Here is a 16,967-nt window from a genome sequence, read left to right as displayed (position 1 = left end):
GGATTTATAAATGTAGTAAAATTCTCTGATTAATGATAAGAAAAGAATAAAAAAAGGGAACAAAAAAAAGCGTTACAATTATTGTAACGCTTTTAAATTATAAGCTAATTTCAATTTGGTTATTTAAGATATCATCAAAAGTCTCCCGTTTTCTAATTAGTTTCGCTTCTTTATTATGCCATAATATTTCAGCTGGACGGTAACGTGAGTTGTAGTTAGAAGCCATAGAGTAGCAGTAAGCTCCAGCATTTTTAAAAGCGAGAATGTCACCTTCTGTAATTTCGTTAATGCGTCGGTTGTTAGCAAACGTATCGGTTTCGCAAATATAACCTACTACAGAATAAAAACGTTCACGTCCTTTTATATTGGATAGGTTTATAATTTCGTGCTGTGAGCCGTAAAGCATCGGTCTAATTAAATGATTGAATCCAGAGTCTACTTGGGCAAAAACCGTGGATGTTGTTTGCTTAACGACATTTACTTTCGTTAAAAAGTAGCCAGCTTCACTTACTAAAAATTTACCAGGTTCAAATGCAAGTGTTAGGTCTTTACCATATTCTTTACAAAACCCATTGAAACGTTTGGTAAGCTTCTTCCCAAATTCTTCAATATCAGTTTCTATATCACCTGATTTATAAGGTACTTTAAATCCTGATCCAAAGTCAATAAAATCTAAATTCTTGAAGTTTTTGGCTGTTTCAAATAAAATTTCACTCGCATATAAAAACACGTCAATATCCAATATATCACTTCCGGTGTGCATATGAATACCATTAATATTCATATTGGTGTTTTCAACAATCCTTAAAATATGTGGTATTTGATGAATGGAAATACCAAACTTACTATCTATATGACCAACAGAAATATTGGTATTACCACCAGCCATGACGTGTGGATTGATTCTGATACATACAGGTGTTTTAGGGTGTTTTGTACCAAACTGTTCTAATATGGATAAATTATCAATATTTATTTGAACGCCTAATTTTGCAGCTTTTTCAATTTCATCTAAAGATACACCATTAGGAGTATAGATAATTTCTTCTGGTAAAAAACCGGCTTTTAAACCTAGTTGCACTTCTTGAATAGATACGGTGTCAAGTCCAGATCCTAACGTTTTCATTAATTTCAATACGGAAATATTAGATAACGCCTTTACAGCATAATTTATCCTTACCTGTTTCACTTTATTAAATGCTGTGTCTAAACGTTTATACTGTGATACTATTTTTTCAGCATCATAAACATAAATAGGACTACCATAATCCTTAGCAATTTGTAATAAAGTGTTTGTTTCCATTGTGAATAATTTAATTTTTAAAAAGCGGTAAAGGTAAGAAAGTATTTGACGTAACATATCATTATAATTGTCCTGTTAGTCATAACGTCTTGTTAAAAATTAGGTTTCCTATTTTTTAACGAATTACCAATTAGGTTTTTGTACCTTTAACCCGCTATTAATTAAAATATTATAACATGAAAAAAAAATTACTCGCTTTATCATTAGTACTATCCTTTGCTGGTTATGCCCAAGCACCAATTAATAACTTTTTTAGTATTCCTATGTCGTCCTATGCTATAGTAGAATCTACTCCAGCCATTGACCAAAGTGCAACAGGAGCTAATTTAGTTTGGAATTTTACAAATTTAACATCGGTAGGTACCAATACCGATACCTATGCAGCACCTAATGCTGGACAATTAACAACGTATCCAGGCACTACTGAAGTTTTATCAATAACCACAGCTGGCTCAATGGATGTAAATAATATTTTAGCTAAAGAAGAAATGTCTGGCGCTTTTTCTTTTACAGGTGTTTCAGCAGCTGGGTTTGAATTAAATTATGATAGCGATAATGCGCTTTTAGGCACATTTCCTTTAAGTTATAACAATTCAATAACAGATGCTGTTGCTGGCAGTTTTATAAGTGATGCTGCTTCGGGAGATTTTACAGGTTCTATAACAACTACGGTTGATGCACATGGAACCTTAAATATGAACGATGTTGGTGAAGGCGCTTATAGCGGTCTTGTTACTAGACTTAAAGTGGTTCAAGATTTAACCTTAACTGTATTTATTTTTAATGGAACTGTAACGCAAACATCCTATTACTATTATGATAATAGTAATGGAAATCTGGTTTTCAGATCTAATACAGCGGTAATAGTGTTTGATTTTGCTGGAATTAACGAAACGGTAACGCTTATGGAAAGTTTCTTATCCAATCCCTTATCAACACCAAACAATGAGTTGGTTACTAATGAGTTTCAAGTAGTTCCAAATCCGGTGGATGATGTTTTAAACATACAATATCAAGTCCCTAAGGCTATTAAATCTATTCGTATTTTAGATATTAATGGTCGGATTATTTTAAATTCTAACGGGTTTGATAAATATTTAGATGTATCAGGATTACAAAGTGGTCTGTATCTCCTTACGGTTCAAACGGATTATGGACTTTTAACGAAGAAGTTTTTGAAGAAATAATTTTTTAATCTATCCGAAAACAACTTTTAAAAATTATTGGTTAAAAGCGTTAGGTTGATTACTTTTGTGCAACTAAAAATTTAATGATTTTCTCTTATTGAGAAAACTCCAAACGAATTTATAAGATGAATTTACACGAATATCAAGGAAAAGAAATGTTAAGTAGTTTTGGTGTGCGTATCCAGCGTGGTATTGTAGCTCAAAATGCTCAAGAAGCTGTTGCAGCTGCCAAAAAATTAACAGAAGATACAGGTACTGGCTGGCACGTTATTAAAGCCCAAGTTCATGCTGGTGGACGTGGTAAAGGTGGTGGTGTAAAATTAGCCAAAAACCTTCAAGAGGTTGAAAAAATTGCTGGTGAAATCATTGGAATGGATTTGGTAACCCCTCAAACTTCTGCCGAAGGTAAGCGTGTGCACCAAGTATTGGTTGCTGAAGATGTTTATTATCCAGGTGATAATGAACCTGAAGAATATTACATGTCCGTTTTACTAAACCGATCTACAGGTCGTAATATGATTATGTATTCTACAGAAGGTGGAATGGATATTGAAACCGTTGCTGAAGAAACACCACATTTAATTTTTACAGAAGAAATTGATCCTTCAGTTGGCATTATGCCTTTTCAAGCACGTAAAATTGCTTTCAATTTAGGCTTATCTGGTTTAGCTTTTAAAGAAATGACCAAATTTGTAACCGCATTATATACGGCTTACGATAAGTCTGATTCTTCATTATTTGAAATTAACCCAGTGTTAAAGACAAGCGATGATAAGATTATGGCTGTTGATGCAAAAGTAACCATGGATGAAAATGCCTTATTCCGCCACAAAGATTATGCTGCTTTACGTGACTTACGCGAAGAAAATGCCATTGAGGTTGAAGCTAAAGAAGCAGGATTAAACTATGTAGATCTTGACGGAAACGTTGGTTGTATGGTAAATGGTGCAGGTCTAGCAATGGCAACAATGGATTTAATTAAGCAAGCAGGTGGTGAGCCAGCCAACTTTTTAGATGTTGGTGGTACAGCTGATGCTGCTCGTGTTGAAATGGCTTTTGAATTAATTTTAAGAGATCCAAATGTAAAAGCTATTCTTATAAACATTTTTGGTGGTATTGTACGTTGTGATCGTGTTGCTCAAGGTGTTATTGATGCTTATAAAAACATGGGTAATATTCAAGTGCCTATTATTGTACGTCTTCAAGGTACCAATGCAGATATTGCAAAAGAGTTGATTGACAATTCTGGACTAGCCGTTATGAGTGCAACAGAATTTCAAGAAGCTGCAGATAAAGTACACGAAGTCTTATCTAAATAATATAGAAAATATTCTAATCATAAAAAAAGCTCTCAAAGTTATTTGAGAGCTTTTTTAGTTTAAAGGTGTAAACCACATTCGGTTTTTGGGTTATTATTCCATCTGCCAGTACGGTCATCTCCAGGAATAGTACAATGCTTACAACCAATAGAGTTGTAACCTTTTTGTACTAAAGGATGAAAGGGTAATTGATGCTTTTTAATATAGGTGTCGCGCGCTTCTTTTGAAATATCTAATAATGGATAAAACTTCAAGATACTTCCACGTTGCTCAAAAATATTTAAACTAGCGCGATGATCACTCTGCCATTCCATTAATCCAGAAACCCAAATATTATAATGCTTTTTAATAGTTTCTAGAGGCTGTACTTTATTGATAGAACAACAGAAATCTGGATTTTTTTTCCAAGTTTCGTCTTGAGTTGTAAATGCATGCTCTTCTTTTAAGGCTCTAATAGAAGTAACATTTAAACCATATAAATCGGTTAGCTTTTTCTTATATTTTATAGTCTCATCAAAGTGATATCCAGTGTCAATAAAAAAAACATGCTGCTCCTTATTGACATCTGAAACTAACTTTAAAAGAAATGCTGATGTAGCTGCAAAAGAACTTGTCAACATTATTTCTTCCACGTTAAAGTCTTTGTACAAAGTCTCAATTCTTTGACATGGCGTTAATAATTTATATTTAGTATTTAAAAGTTTAATGTCCTTTTCAGACAATGTCAATTTAGAAAGCGAAGTAGGTAGTTGAAACATGAAATTAAGATAAATTAGTCTTATTTAGCAATATTAAGACGAACTTATTAGAGCACAAAAAATATAACTACTTTTTTTCTGTTTTTTTTATGGTATTTTTTTTAGGAGCAGTCGCTTTCATATTACCAGCTATTTTAGGTTTCTTTTCGGGCTTCGGTCCTCGTAAATGAATTACCAAACCATTCAAAAAGTTTCGTAAAATTTGGTCTCCACATTCCATGTATTTTGGGTGGTCTTCTTTTCTGAAAAAAGCACCTAATTCACTTTTCGTAATTCTGAAATCTACAAGTTCTAAAATTTTAACAATTTCGTCATCACGTAGTTGTAAAGCTACACGTAGTTTTTTAAAAATGTCATTGTTTGTCATAGTTTAATAATATGGGCAAAGGTTTATGTGTTTTAAAGTACAATTAGCAGAATATCGACGAAATGCACATAACATGTAAAACACTTAAATTCAGTTAATTAAATATGTATTTTTGAGTAAATGTAAGATAATAACGATAAAACGCATCTAATTTTTCGACAAGTTACAATTTATCATGGATTATCAAATAATCATTGTGCGTATCTTTATACCACTAATTATTAATCTATTCCTCATGATGATTAACAGGGTTGAAAAATTAAGCCTCCTATCTGAAATGATTTCATTTGCTAAAAATGAAAGCGACTTAAAACCTATAGAATACAATTTTCTTTTAGCTATTGCCAGACAGCTTGATATTTCAAGAGAGGATTTTGATTACCTCATTGAACATCCTATTAATTATATTCATTTAAAATCGCATAGCGAACGGATTGTTCAATTTCATCGCTTGGTTTTGCTTATGAATATTGATGAAGAAAATTCGCCTAAAGACAAAATTAAACTCCATAATTATGGCTTGCGCATGGGCTTGAGTCACGAATCTATTAATAAAGTCTTGTATCTTATGGAAAGCTTCCCTAATAAAGTGGTTCCACCAGATGTGCTTATAGATATTTTTAAGGTGCAGTATAATTAGAAGTTTTTTGTAATTATATTACTAAACCTTCAGTTTATCCAATTTTTCCTGATATCCTTTTATTAAATCTCTAAATTGAGCTGCTTCCATAAAGTCCAAAGCTTTAGCCGCTTGCTCCATCAATTTACGATTTTCACGTATTTTCTTTTCCAATTCTCCTTTGGTTAAATATTGACTTTCAGGTTCAGCCGCTTTGGCAGCCTCTAGTTCGTAACTGTAGGTGCTTACCGAGTTTTTAGTTAAAGCATTATCCAAACTTTTATTTAAAGCTGTAGGGATTAAATTGTTTTTGGTATTATAAACAATTTGCTTTTCACGTCTATATTCTGTTTCGTCAATGGTTTTTTGCATGCTTTTGGTAATTTTATCAGCATACATAATGGCTTTACCATTGAGATTTCGTGCCGCTCGACCAACCGTTTGGGTTAATGAACGCGCAGAACGTAAAAAACCTTCTTTATCAGCATCTAAAATAGCAACAAGTGATACTTCGGGTAAATCTAATCCTTCACGAAGCAAATTAACACCAACTAAAACATCAAACAAGCCTTTTCGTAAATCTTGCATGATTTCAACACGTTCCAATGTATCCACATCACTATGGATGTAACGACAGCGAATTTGAATCCGATCTAGATATTTGGTCAATTCTTCAGCCATACGTTTGGTTAATGTGGTGACTAAAGTCCGTTCGTCTTTTTCGACCCGTAATTGTATTTCTTCAATTAAATCATCTATTTGATTAAGGCTTGGACGCACTTCAATAACAGGATCTAATAATCCCGTTGGACGAATAATTTGTTCTACAAAAACACCATCAGATTTTTCTAATTCATAATCTGCAGGTGTTGCGCTGACATAAATAACTTGGTTTTGCAGCGCTTCAAACTCTTCAAACTTCAGTGGTCTGTTGTCCATAGCAGCCGGTAAACGGAATCCGTATTCTACCAAGTTTTCTTTTCTACTTCTATCCCCTCCATACATGGCATGGACTTGCGAAATGGTTACGTGACTTTCATCTACAACCATTAAAAAATCTTCTGGAAAATAATCTAATAAGCAGAAAGGCCTGGTGCCTGGTTGTCTGCCGTCTAAATAACGCGAATAGTTTTCAATACCTGAACAGTAGCCTAATTCTCGAATCATTTCTAAATCAAATTCGGTGCGTTCTTTTAGGCGTTTTGCTTCAAGATGTTTACCAATTTCTTTAAAATAATCGTATTGTTTTACCAAATCATCTTGAATACTTTTTATGGCGCCTTGCAACACATCTGGCGACGTAACGAACATGTTGGCCGGATAAATAGTAAGTCGGTCGTATTTTTCAAGAACCTCATTGGTTTGTACGTTGAAGGCTTCAATCTCTTCAATTTCATCACCAAAAAAGTGAATTCTAAAGGCATGATCGTCGTAACTTGGGAATACATCAACCGTATCTCCTTTTATTCGGAAATTTCCATGATTAAATTCGCCTTCGGTTCTAGAGTATAAACTTTGTACCAAACGATGTAATAATTCGGTTCGAGAAATAATCTGATCACGCTCAATAGAAATGACATTCTTCTGAAATTCTACAGGGTTTCCAATACCGTATAAACAGGAAACAGACGCGATAACAATCACATCACGACGACCTGAAAGTAGGGAAGAGGTGGTGCTTAAGCGCATTTTTTCTATTTCTTCGTTTATAGATAAATCCTTTTCTATATAAACACCTGAAACCGGAATGTAGGCTTCTGGTTGATAATAATCATAGTAGGACACGAAGTATTCTACTGCATTTTCTGGAAAAAATTGTTTGAACTCTGAATATAATTGAGCGGCCAGAGTTTTGTTATGCGCTAAAACTAAAGTTGGTTTTTGTACCTCTTGTATAACATTTGCAACTGTAAATGTTTTTCCCGAACCTGTTACGCCTAAAAGCGTCTGGTATTTTTCTTGTGAGTCCACACCAGTAACCAGTTTTTTAATAGCTTGAGGTTGGTCGCCAGTTGGTTTGAATTCGGATTTTATTTTGAATTTCATATGCTTCCTTATATTGATTTTCGAGAGTTATTCCAATAAACATGGAAACTAACCATAACTAAAAATACGTTAATAAGAAATTTTAGTCCTGCTCGTATCAAGATACAAAAATACGTAAATTCTAGCGTTTTCGATGACTGGTCTATTTGTGTAGTTAACCTTTTCGTGAATTTCAAAGAGTTGAAAAAATCTAGCCTTGCTCTTATCTTACTAAAGAAAAGTGTCCTAAATATTCTTTCCCATTTGGTAGTACTGCGCGATACCAATAATCATCAGAACCTAATTGTAAACCATTATAGGTACCATCCCAACCAGAATTTGTTGAATTTATTTGTTTGATCAGTTTGCCATAGCGATCAAAAATACTGATTTGTAATATTTTAATATCTGAATTCACGCCAATTGGTTTCCATACATCATTCATGCCATCACCATTTGGTGTGAAAAATTTAGGAAAACCAAGCACTGAAACATTTTGTGAAACAGAACCACATCCGTTGATATCATTGACTGTAATGGTATGAGCGCCTGCTGAAACATTGGTAAAGGTTGAACTGCTTTGGAAACTCCCAAAATCTAAAGCATACTCATAAGAACCTTCTCCAGAAACAAAAACAGTAATGGTGTTATTTGATGATGCATCTACAACTACAATATCATTTATAGTCGGGATGTTAGATGGCAGAACTTCAATGTTTCTTACGGAAGTACATTGGTTTGTGTTTGTTACAAATACGGTGTAAATCCCAGTTTCATTAATTGCTATTTGATTTGTGTTCAAATTCAAATCCACACCATTTAAATCCCAGCTGTATGTAAAATCACTAGGGTTCTGCTGAACACCCGAATTTATAAAAACTGTATTAGGAAACTCATTTAAACAATAAAAGATGCTTTCATCAGGAATTAATTCTGGTTGATCAAAAACTTGTAACGCAATGGTTGTAAATGCATAGCAGTTTCCGTTATCGCTTATTTGAACAAAAAGCGTGTCGGAATTTGGACTGTTCGTATTTTCATAAGTTCCAGAAATTTCATTGGTTTGATTCTCCAAGTCTGTCTGCGTTTCAAAAAACGAAATAGAAGCGGTGTTAGGAACATCTGGTTCCGAAATAATATAGGTTTCTAATTCAGAAATATCAAAATTAATAATACCATCAAAATCGGTATCACAACTTGTATAAGGTGCTAAACTAACTGGGTTATTTGCAATATCTAGACTAATTTCGGCAACTGAAATACAACCATTAGAGTTAGTAATACGTGCGTAAACGGTTTCTAAAATACTGGAGTTATTGTAATTAGATGGGTTTGTAATAAGTCCGTTTCCGGTTTGCCCTGCACCTATAAAAGTGTTGTAAAAACTATCTGCTGACAATTGAGTGTCACCATTTGTTATTGCGCTTTCGGCATCAAATAAATTATAAGTCGTTAAGCCATTCAAATCCAAATCGCAAGCAATTAGGGTTGTGTTGGAAACAATTGGATCTGGCGCATATTCAATGGTAACATTACCAGTACTTATGCATGTTCCATTAATATTTACTTCCACCGCATAATTGCCAGGCTGTGTAACGGTATAGGTAGCGTTGGTTTCAGTTAGCAGTTCAACACTGTTTCTAAACCATCTATACGTATTGTTTCCTGGTTGAAAAGCATTTAATTCTATTGTTTCATTACTACAAAGTGCTGTTCGTTCTGCAATTAATAAATCAGGACCTAAATCAGAGCTTAATTGAAAACTACCAGCTTCGAGGTACACAGCAGAATCATAACGAAAATTTTGTTCGTCAGCTATTACTAGTTTTACATGATATGTAGTATTGGGAATTACGTTGGCAACAGCTGTTAGAACAGCCGTTTGGCCATTGAAATTTATAGGAGCACCAGAGCCATTCCAACCGCCAAAATATTGTTCGTTTATGGGGTTGCAGCTTCCAGGGATTCCAGAATGAACGGTTGTTACCTTAATAGGTGTTTGAGTATTAGGAACTACAGCAATATTGGTGTATTGTGATTCATTTTCTGGACGAATGAGAAAGCCGAATAAATCCGAATAGCGACAGGTATTAGCATTAGCTTCTTGATATTCTTCTGAAGCAAAAATATAGCGAAAGCTGATTTGGTCTGCAATGGCTTCAAAATCAAATTCTAAAATAGTTGCATTTAGAGTGTTAGATTCGTTTAAAACAAATTCTAAATCAGCATCACCAATCCAGTTTGATGCATCATCATCGCTTAAACTAGTGTTGGGGCCTTCGGTGTTTTCAAGGCGTCCAGTAGACATGACAATGCCGCTTTGAAACGGGAAGCTGGAATTATTGTTTTCAAAATATCCATAGCTTAAATCTCCTCCATTAAAATTTCCGCTCACTGCGTTGGTAACAACCACATTAGAAATGCAGTCGCTATCAATTAACACATCTTCAATAAGTTCTTGAGGTGTGTAAGCACGTGCATCTACAGTCACATTTTGTGACCATGACAAAAGTGACCATAAACAGGTTATTATAAAAAGGGCATTTCTCATTCCTAGCAATTGGATTGCAAAGATACACAATAGAACTTATCTTAACTTTTTCTTTTGTTGGCAAAATTTACATATTGCACTCTCATTTTGCTTTTTTATCAACTTTGAAATTTCATATTGAAAGAAAACACCATCATTACAATTTATAAGTCAAGTTTTTCATTTTAAAATTAAAAGTAATGATGGCTAGAATACGATTTTTTATATTAAAGACTTGAGTTTTTTTATTTAAATAAGGGTCTCGATTAACTGTCGGTTACAGGTTTTAATGCTTCAATTCTCGGTTTGGCACAGACGTTAGCAGTTTCGAATGGATTGGGATGTAATTGAAAGCGCCCTAATAGCGTTTAGATATGTTTGTGCAACGTTTTTATTCACAATTCTCCAATTGTTTATGTGAACCGTCACAATTAGGTTTCCGTTTTGAAAGTCCACAAACACAATCATTTAGTCCATAACCATCTATTATTCTTTCCATATTTTTAGCAATTCGGGATAGTTTGGTTTTGGATTGCTTTGGTTTATCAAAATGTAGAAGATAACCACGCTGGCGTCCAGCAGACAAATTCTTAAATGCTTTTTTAAAGTTTGGATTTTCAGAAAATATTTGTTCCAATTCTTTTGGAATATTAAAATCAGAAGTTTTCTTCTTCTCAATTTTCTTTCCCGATTTCTCAATCTCGATTGCTTCTTTTATGTATTCTTTTATAGTCGGTTTTAGTTCGTGAATTTCTGGCAAATCCGTAAACCTAATTTGTCTTGCCGATTGCACATTTTCGGTTTGTTGAACTAAAAGATTTTCAGAGTCTTTGAGTAAAACTCCTTTATGGAATAAAAGTGCACAATATTCCTTGAAATCGTGTATTAAAACAATGTTTTTTCCATTATCTGTATAACAAGGATGCATCCATTTAAATTCTTCTTTTAATCCGCATTCAAGTATAATTTTACGAAGTTTGGTCAACTCCGCTTTCCACTTTTTAAGTCCGTTCAGGTATTTTTTGACTTCTTCGTTCATTGGTTTTTACAATTCTCTCAAATGTTGCCAACGTTTTCGTATAAGAATAGTAGCGGGTTTACGTGCGAGGATTTTCCGCAGGAAAATCAGACGTAGTAAACTTGCAACGACTTTTGGTTTAGCCCAAAATTGAGCGATTATTTTTATACATTGTTAGCTGTAGTTTTTATTTTTCATTAAATTTTTCACAATAATTGTTAGGTCAACAATTAAATATCCTCCAACAATTACGATACCTATAATTCCTAACGGTCTTTGTTTTATGTGATTTGAATCAGGATTTAAAATCATTTGAATACATAAATAAAGCATAAGTAAGCAGAATGGATAGAGAATAAGCCTTGTCAAAATTTTTGTAAAAGTCCATTCTTTAACCTTTTCTTTCTTTAATTCAGTTTTCGGTTTGTTTATGAGTTCAGGATTATTTTTCCTTTCTATATTTTCTATTGCTTCTTTCAGTTCGTCAGTCAGAATTTTTGTCTCGTATTTTTTTGCTTTTGACATTACTAAATGCAATAAAGTTCCAATTACAGAAACTCCGATTATTCCAATAGTGGCAGTCTTAAAATCAGTCGTAAATAACAAAACCAAAGCAAGTACAATAAAAAATCCGATTGATATTTTATTCAGAAGTTTATGAAAAGGGTTTTTCTCCTTTTTTATTCCATTCAATTCAGCATTTTGGTCAAAAATCAGATGAAAAATTGGATATGCTCCTCTTAAAAAATGTGCAGACCTCCAAATCAGAATTTCGTTCGGTTTTACTTCTCCGCTGTATTTTGTTGTGTTGTAAAAAAACGCATCGTTCCAATGATTTTTCAGAGTACTTTTTTTGTTCTGAATGATTAGTTTTTCAATGTCTTTTTTTTCTACCATAAAGATTGGTTCAAATTATAGCCAACTAGTAAATAATAGTTATCGTTTTAAGGTAAAATGACGTTTCACCTCAAAAGCAGTATCTCCTTTTTTTACTTTTGCTAAAAACCAGTAATCGTTTGATGGCATGTTTTGGCCATTGTAAGTACCATCCCAACCAGGTGAAGAATGTGTTAAGGTTTTTAGAAGCTTTCCATAGCGATCAAAAATATATACGATGGTTCCTGGAATTTGATTGACACCTGTAATATGCCAAGTATCATTTTGTCCATCCTGATTGGGTGTGAAAAAGAGTGGAGCATCTATAATTACAATTTCTTTTATTGCCGATGCACACCCATTTAAATCATAGACTTCAATGGTATGTGGTCCCAAGGTAACGTTATAAAACACATTGGAAGATTGAGGAACACCATTGTCTAAAATATACATGTAGTTTCCTATACCACTAATGGTAACGGTAATATTATTAGGATTGGAAAAGTCAATGGTTTCAGTAAATTCTATGGTAGCTTGTTCAGATTCAATAACATTAAAGGTTACAGAGGTCGTACAGCCATAATCTGATGTTACGGTTACCGAATAAGCTCCTATTTGGGTGATTTCTATTTCGGGACTTGTTGCATTAGTAGACCATAAATACGTATCGGAATCAAATCCTGTTTCAGCTGAAACAACTAAAGGTAAATTATCTAAACAAACGGTCTGGTCTGGGATTTCAATAAATGGTTTCCGTTGAATTAAGGTTAAAAAACTGTTAGTTGCAAAGCATCCTGTAGTATTATTTTGAACGCGCACATAAATAGTTTGCTCATGAAATGCATTATAATTTAATTCCGTTATTGGGTTGTTATTTTCTATTGCTTCAATTTCAAGTTCAAAATAGGTTACGCTAAAGTTAGCTGGATTTTGACCACCTAGAATTGTATTTGTTTGTTGGGATAAATTGAAAATACGCATTCCATCAAAATCATCATCACAGGCTTCTAAATTTGCAGGTGTTATTGCTATAGGATTAGGGTTTACTATTAAATTGAATGAATCTACAGCAAAACATCCTGTAATGGTGTTTTCTGCTCGTATGTGAATTGTATCGTTATTAGAGTTATAATTATAATTGCTGTCTAAAGGATTTTGAGCTGATTCTGCATCCGTTTGCGAGGCATAAAAAGTAACAGCTACATTTGGTTGTGAATCTATTAAAGTTTCAATGGTCTCATTTAAATCAAATATGTTATCCACAGCTTCACAGGTATTATAATCTGTAATTGGGTTAATAGTTGGTGGTAAATTTACCTCCAAATCCAATGGCACCATCACATAACATTCAGATACAGTATTGGTTATACGAATATAAACGGTTTGTGGGTTTTCAATATTTTCATAGGCTTCTGGATTAGGAATACTATTGATATTGGCCTCTAAATCATCAATATTTTCATGGTAGGTAACTAGAATATTGTTCTGTCTGATTTCAAGCACCTCAAATTCTGCTATGGTTAAATCGAAGGTTGTGGAACCATCATAATCAGTGTCACATGCTGTCATGAGTGATGCTTGATTCACGTTAGGAACTTGAATAACATTCAAACCAAATTCAGCAATTCCATGGCAATAGGTGCCATTTTCAATACGAGAATATATCTGTTGCGGATTACTTTGATTGGTGTAATTTAAATCAATTGGATTTTCAGCATTTTCAGCATCGTCTAAATTTTCATAAAATGTAATGGTTAAATTGTCGGTGCTTCCTAAACTCATGGCAGCTTGAATAGCTGCTAAATCGAAAGTTTCTTGACCATCATTAGATATATCATCGCATAGGAATTTGTCTAATGGTGGATTAAAGATAGGAACAGAACCCACTTCAATAAAAAAAGTGCTTACATCATAACAGCTAGTATCACTGATGTTTTCAACACGAATATGAATGAGTTGTGGGTTGGATGTGTTTTCATACACAGCAGTTTTATCTATGATATTAGTTCTATTTATTGCATCATTGGCATTTTCAAAATATAAAACACGTTTACCCGTTTGTCCGTTTAGTATATCCGCATCTTTTTCTTGAAATATAAATTCAGCAATTTGATTACCATCTGTTTCACAATTATTGAAATCAGGAATAGTTGTAAAAACAGGTAGGGTATTCACTACAATTTCAAAGTTTTCAATAGCAAAACAGCCTGTGGTTATGCGCTCCACTCTAGAGAATACGGTTTGTGTGTCGGCACTGTAAGCAGAGGTATTTATAATTCTATTAGTGTTAGTTTCTGCTTCAGCAAATGTTCTGTGAAACGTGATATTTAAGCCTTCTGTTGAAGCAACAATTTCTGGTATTTTGGCATCTAAATTAACAATGGTCAAGGCGTCTTGATCATCATCGCAAATAATTTCATTGCTTGGTTGTGTGGTAGTTGGGGCTGGTAGTACTTCTATTTCTAACGTTGCAACATCGTAACATCCTGTGTTACCATTTCTAACACGAACGTATACTTCAAATGGATTGCTGGTATTATCATAAAAAGGAGGTAACGGATTTTCATTATCTGTAGCTTCCTCTTCAGTTAGAAAATAGCTAACCTCTGCGTTTGGAATTCCTGAACTCACATAACTGTTGAAACTTGATAACTCAACAGATGTCATGGTATTGTCATCCGTATCGCAATAGGTAACAGAATTTAAAGTAGGTAATATGGTTGCTGGGTGGATAATAAGTTCAATTTCAGAATTCACTGAACAATTGGCGCCTATAATTGTTACAAATAAAGGGAGTGGTGTTTGTGTTACTTCATATGGAATAGTTTGGTCAATAGCATTAGTGCCAGCGGTTTGGTCAGCTTCTGACTCATAAAAAACAACAGAAACATCTGTTAAACCATTAATTATAGTTGTGGCAATATTTTCTAAATTAAAATTGACGATTCCATCATTAGAAGCATCATCACAGCGAGAAAAGTTTCTAATATTACTTTCATTTAAAAGTAAATTGGTATGGAGTTCAATGTTTGCTATAGCTGGGCAACCAGTAACATTATCTACAACACGAATATAAATAACTTGAAATTCAGGCGTTGTATTGGTGTAATTGGTGATATCTGTAATGGGATTACTACCGGTTTGTGCGTCTTCATAGGTGACATGAAATGTGGTTGAAACATTTGTAATGCCATTTAAAACATCGTCTATTACTGTGGTTAAATCAAAATTTTCAAAGCCATCATCATCTTGTTCACAGGCATCAATGGTATGCGAATCATTATCAATAGCCGGACTATCAAGAACGGTAACATCTAAAGTTGTCGTACTTCTACATCCTGTAGAAGCATCCATAATGCTAACAAAAAGCTGGTCATTTTGAGTTGTATTTGAGTAAGGTTCAGGCACAGGGTTGGCACCTGTTTCAGCATCTGTTTGGTTGTAGTGATAACTAACTATATAATTTGAGTTATCTCCTGTAATTTCGGAGTTCTTCACACTTAAATCAATTAGTGTAAAACCATCTCCATTCCCATCATCACAAACTTCTAAAGGAGTTGGAGGTGTTATGGTTGGTAAAGGGTTAACAACAAGATTAAATGTACCGAAAGCTAAACAGCCATTATCTATGTCTAGAATCCGGACATAAATAGTTTGCGGATTTGCTGAATTCTGAAACGGTGTTGAAATTGGAAAACTGCCATCTTGAGCACTATTAGAGTTAAAATGGTAAGAAATAGCATAATTACCAGCAGGAACAGCAGTAAGAACATCAGGATCTTTTATAGACACATCAAAAGTATACAATCCATCATTACTAGGGTCGTCACAAACTATGTAATCTGAAATAAGACCAGCAGATTGTTCTGAACTCAAAGTGATAATGGTGGTGTCTTCAATTTCACAAATCGTGTCATTGATAGGTATCGAGATAGAAACCGTATACGTTCCAGAGTTCGTAACGTTAAGTGTTGGATTGGTTTCACCAGATATAGGAATGCCGTTTTCTAACCATTCATACGTTGCTAAAGGGTTTTGTATGTCTCCATTTAATGTAATGGTGTCGGCACAGGTAGTAATATCAGGTCCTAAATTAACCGACGAATTAAAACTATTTCCTTGAATAAACACCGCAGAGTCAAAATTTTCATCCTCTTGATCGGCAATAACTAATTTAATGTGATATTGCACATTAGGTTCTATAGTTGCAGATGCTGTAAGTACCGTTGTACGGCCATTAAAATTGGTGTCACCTAAATTATAACCTTCAAAATATTGTTCGTTTTCAGCAGGACAAAACCCCACAACTTCTTCGTGAATAGTACTGGTATTTACAGCGGTACCTGTTCCAGGAATTACAGCAACATTTTGATAAGGATTGGTTGTACCTGCTTCTTTAATTAGAAACGCAAACCCATCAGAATACTCACATGGGTAATTGGCATAATACTCTTCGGAAGCTAGTATGTAGTTAAATTGCACTTGATTTGAAACTGAAATAAAATCGAATTCTATGGATGTGGCATTTAACGTATTAGTAATTCCTAAAGCACTCTCTAAATCAGAATCGGTAGGCCAATCTGCTTCACCATCATTTAAAGGGTTTGCATTAACAGTATTTCCAGCCGAAACGGCAGCTCCTGTAGACAATAAAATACCATTCTCAAAAGGGAACGTAGAATTTGAACGTTCAAAATAGCCAAAGCTGTTTATATTATTAACAGAACCGTTTACTACGGATTGTACATTAGAAATTTCCACACAACCGTCAATTAAGCGATCTTCAATAAGTTGCTGAGCAGTAAAGGTATCATTAATAGATATTTGTTGTGCGAAGCTAATATTGAAGAAAGCTACTAAAAGACAGGTAAATAAGAAGATTTTCTTCATTTTTTGTAATTCAAGTTTCAACTAACGGATTTGGGGCTAGTTCAGCAAATGTAATAAAATAATCAGATGAAACGC

Annotated in this window: 11 protein-coding genes; 3 read left to right on the top strand and 8 right to left on the bottom strand. The window is 33.9% G+C overall.

What is annotated here, in order from left to right:
• Nucleotides 1-97: 97 nt before the first annotated feature.
• Nucleotides 98-1,303, bottom strand: coding sequence for a diaminopimelate decarboxylase (gene lysA, locus BM239_RS11760; RefSeq protein ID WP_092208845.1), 1,206 nt, complete (start codon nt 1,301-1,303; stop codon nt 98-100).
• A gap of 176 nt (nt 1,304-1,479) precedes the next feature.
• Between lysA and BM239_RS11755 the strand changes: the two genes are divergently transcribed.
• Nucleotides 1,480-2,490: a T9SS type A sorting domain-containing protein gene (locus BM239_RS11755; protein ID WP_092208843.1), complete on the top strand. Its 1,011-nt coding sequence runs from the start codon at nt 1,480-1,482 to the stop codon at nt 2,488-2,490.
• 125 nt (nt 2,491-2,615) lie between these two features.
• Nucleotides 2,616-3,809, top strand: a complete 1,194-nt coding sequence (gene sucC, locus BM239_RS11750; RefSeq protein WP_092208841.1) for an ADP-forming succinate--CoA ligase subunit beta — start codon at nt 2,616-2,618, stop codon at nt 3,807-3,809.
• Nucleotides 3,810-3,868: 59 nt separating this feature from the next.
• Here sucC and BM239_RS11745 read toward each other — a convergent pair whose 3' ends face one another.
• Nucleotides 3,869-4,567, bottom strand: coding sequence for a phosphoadenylyl-sulfate reductase (locus tag BM239_RS11745; RefSeq protein WP_092208839.1), 699 nt, complete (start codon nt 4,565-4,567; stop codon nt 3,869-3,871).
• 67 nt (nt 4,568-4,634) lie between these two features.
• Entirely contained in the window at nt 4,635-4,934 is a 300-nt protein-coding gene (locus BM239_RS11740) for a DUF1456 family protein (RefSeq protein WP_092208837.1), read from the bottom strand.
• Between the two features lie 238 nt (nt 4,935-5,172).
• On the opposite strand from BM239_RS11740, the gene BM239_RS11735 reads away from it, so the two are divergent.
• A complete protein-coding gene (locus BM239_RS11735; RefSeq protein ID WP_092208835.1) occupies nt 5,173-5,574 on the top strand; it encodes a hypothetical protein in 402 nt (133 codons plus the stop codon).
• A gap of 21 nt (nt 5,575-5,595) precedes the next feature.
• Here BM239_RS11735 and uvrB read toward each other — a convergent pair whose 3' ends face one another.
• The 5 genes from uvrB to BM239_RS11710 all read right to left on the bottom strand — a co-directional run bounded on the left by uvrB (nt 5,596) and on the right by BM239_RS11710 (nt 16,892).
• The gene (uvrB, locus tag BM239_RS11730; protein ID WP_092208833.1) at nt 5,596-7,599 is read right to left on the bottom strand and encodes an excinuclease ABC subunit UvrB; all 2,004 of its coding nucleotides are present in this window, start codon (nt 7,597-7,599) and stop codon (nt 5,596-5,598) included.
• 202 nt (nt 7,600-7,801) lie between these two features.
• Nucleotides 7,802-10,129, bottom strand: coding sequence for a T9SS type B sorting domain-containing protein (locus BM239_RS11725; protein ID WP_092208831.1), 2,328 nt, complete (start codon nt 10,127-10,129; stop codon nt 7,802-7,804).
• A gap of 370 nt (nt 10,130-10,499) precedes the next feature.
• Complete coding sequence (locus tag BM239_RS11720) at nt 10,500-11,147, bottom strand: DUF1801 domain-containing protein (protein WP_092208829.1); 648 nt, start codon at nt 11,145-11,147, stop codon at nt 10,500-10,502.
• A 153-nt stretch (nt 11,148-11,300) separates the two neighbouring features.
• Nucleotides 11,301-12,023: a hypothetical protein gene (locus tag BM239_RS11715; RefSeq protein ID WP_092208827.1), complete on the bottom strand. Its 723-nt coding sequence runs from the start codon at nt 12,021-12,023 to the stop codon at nt 11,301-11,303.
• Between the two features lie 39 nt (nt 12,024-12,062).
• On the bottom strand, nt 12,063-16,892 hold the full coding sequence (locus tag BM239_RS11710; RefSeq protein ID WP_092209125.1) for a T9SS type B sorting domain-containing protein: 4,830 nt from the start codon (nt 16,890-16,892) through the stop codon (nt 12,063-12,065).
• Between the last annotated feature and the right edge of the window lie 75 nt (nt 16,893-16,967).

Source organism: Algorimicrobium echini (genome assembly GCF_900115185.1).
GTDB lineage: Bacteria > Bacteroidota > Bacteroidia > Flavobacteriales > Flavobacteriaceae > Algorimicrobium > Algorimicrobium echini.
The sequence above is the reverse complement of the archived record's forward strand: the minus strand, read 5'-3'. Positions and strand labels throughout refer to the sequence as shown.

What these genes read in the sequence shown, in the direction of transcription:
- lysA (WP_092208845.1), bottom strand. Translation starts at nt 1,303, where the DNA reads ATGGAAACAAACACTTTATTACAAATTGCTAAGGATTATGGTAGTCCT.
- BM239_RS11755 (WP_092208843.1), top strand. Translation starts at nt 1,480, where the DNA reads ATGAAAAAAAAATTACTCGCTTTATCATTAGTACTATCCTTTGCTGGT.
- sucC (WP_092208841.1), top strand. Translation starts at nt 2,616, where the DNA reads ATGAATTTACACGAATATCAAGGAAAAGAAATGTTAAGTAGTTTTGGT.
- BM239_RS11745 (WP_092208839.1), bottom strand. Translation starts at nt 4,567, where the DNA reads ATGTTTCAACTACCTACTTCGCTTTCTAAATTGACATTGTCTGAAAAG.
- BM239_RS11740 (WP_092208837.1), bottom strand. Translation starts at nt 4,934, where the DNA reads ATGACAAACAATGACATTTTTAAAAAACTACGTGTAGCTTTACAACTA.
- BM239_RS11735 (WP_092208835.1), top strand. Translation starts at nt 5,173, where the DNA reads ATGATTAACAGGGTTGAAAAATTAAGCCTCCTATCTGAAATGATTTCA.
- uvrB (WP_092208833.1), bottom strand. Translation starts at nt 7,599, where the DNA reads ATGAAATTCAAAATAAAATCCGAATTCAAACCAACTGGCGACCAACCT.
- BM239_RS11725 (WP_092208831.1), bottom strand. Translation starts at nt 10,129, where the DNA reads ATGAGAAATGCCCTTTTTATAATAACCTGTTTATGGTCACTTTTGTCA.
- BM239_RS11720 (WP_092208829.1), bottom strand. Translation starts at nt 11,147, where the DNA reads ATGAACGAAGAAGTCAAAAAATACCTGAACGGACTTAAAAAGTGGAAA.
- BM239_RS11715 (WP_092208827.1), bottom strand. Translation starts at nt 12,023, where the DNA reads ATGGTAGAAAAAAAAGACATTGAAAAACTAATCATTCAGAACAAAAAA.
- BM239_RS11710 (WP_092209125.1), bottom strand. Translation starts at nt 16,892, where the DNA reads ATGAAGAAAATCTTCTTATTTACCTGTCTTTTAGTAGCTTTCTTCAAT.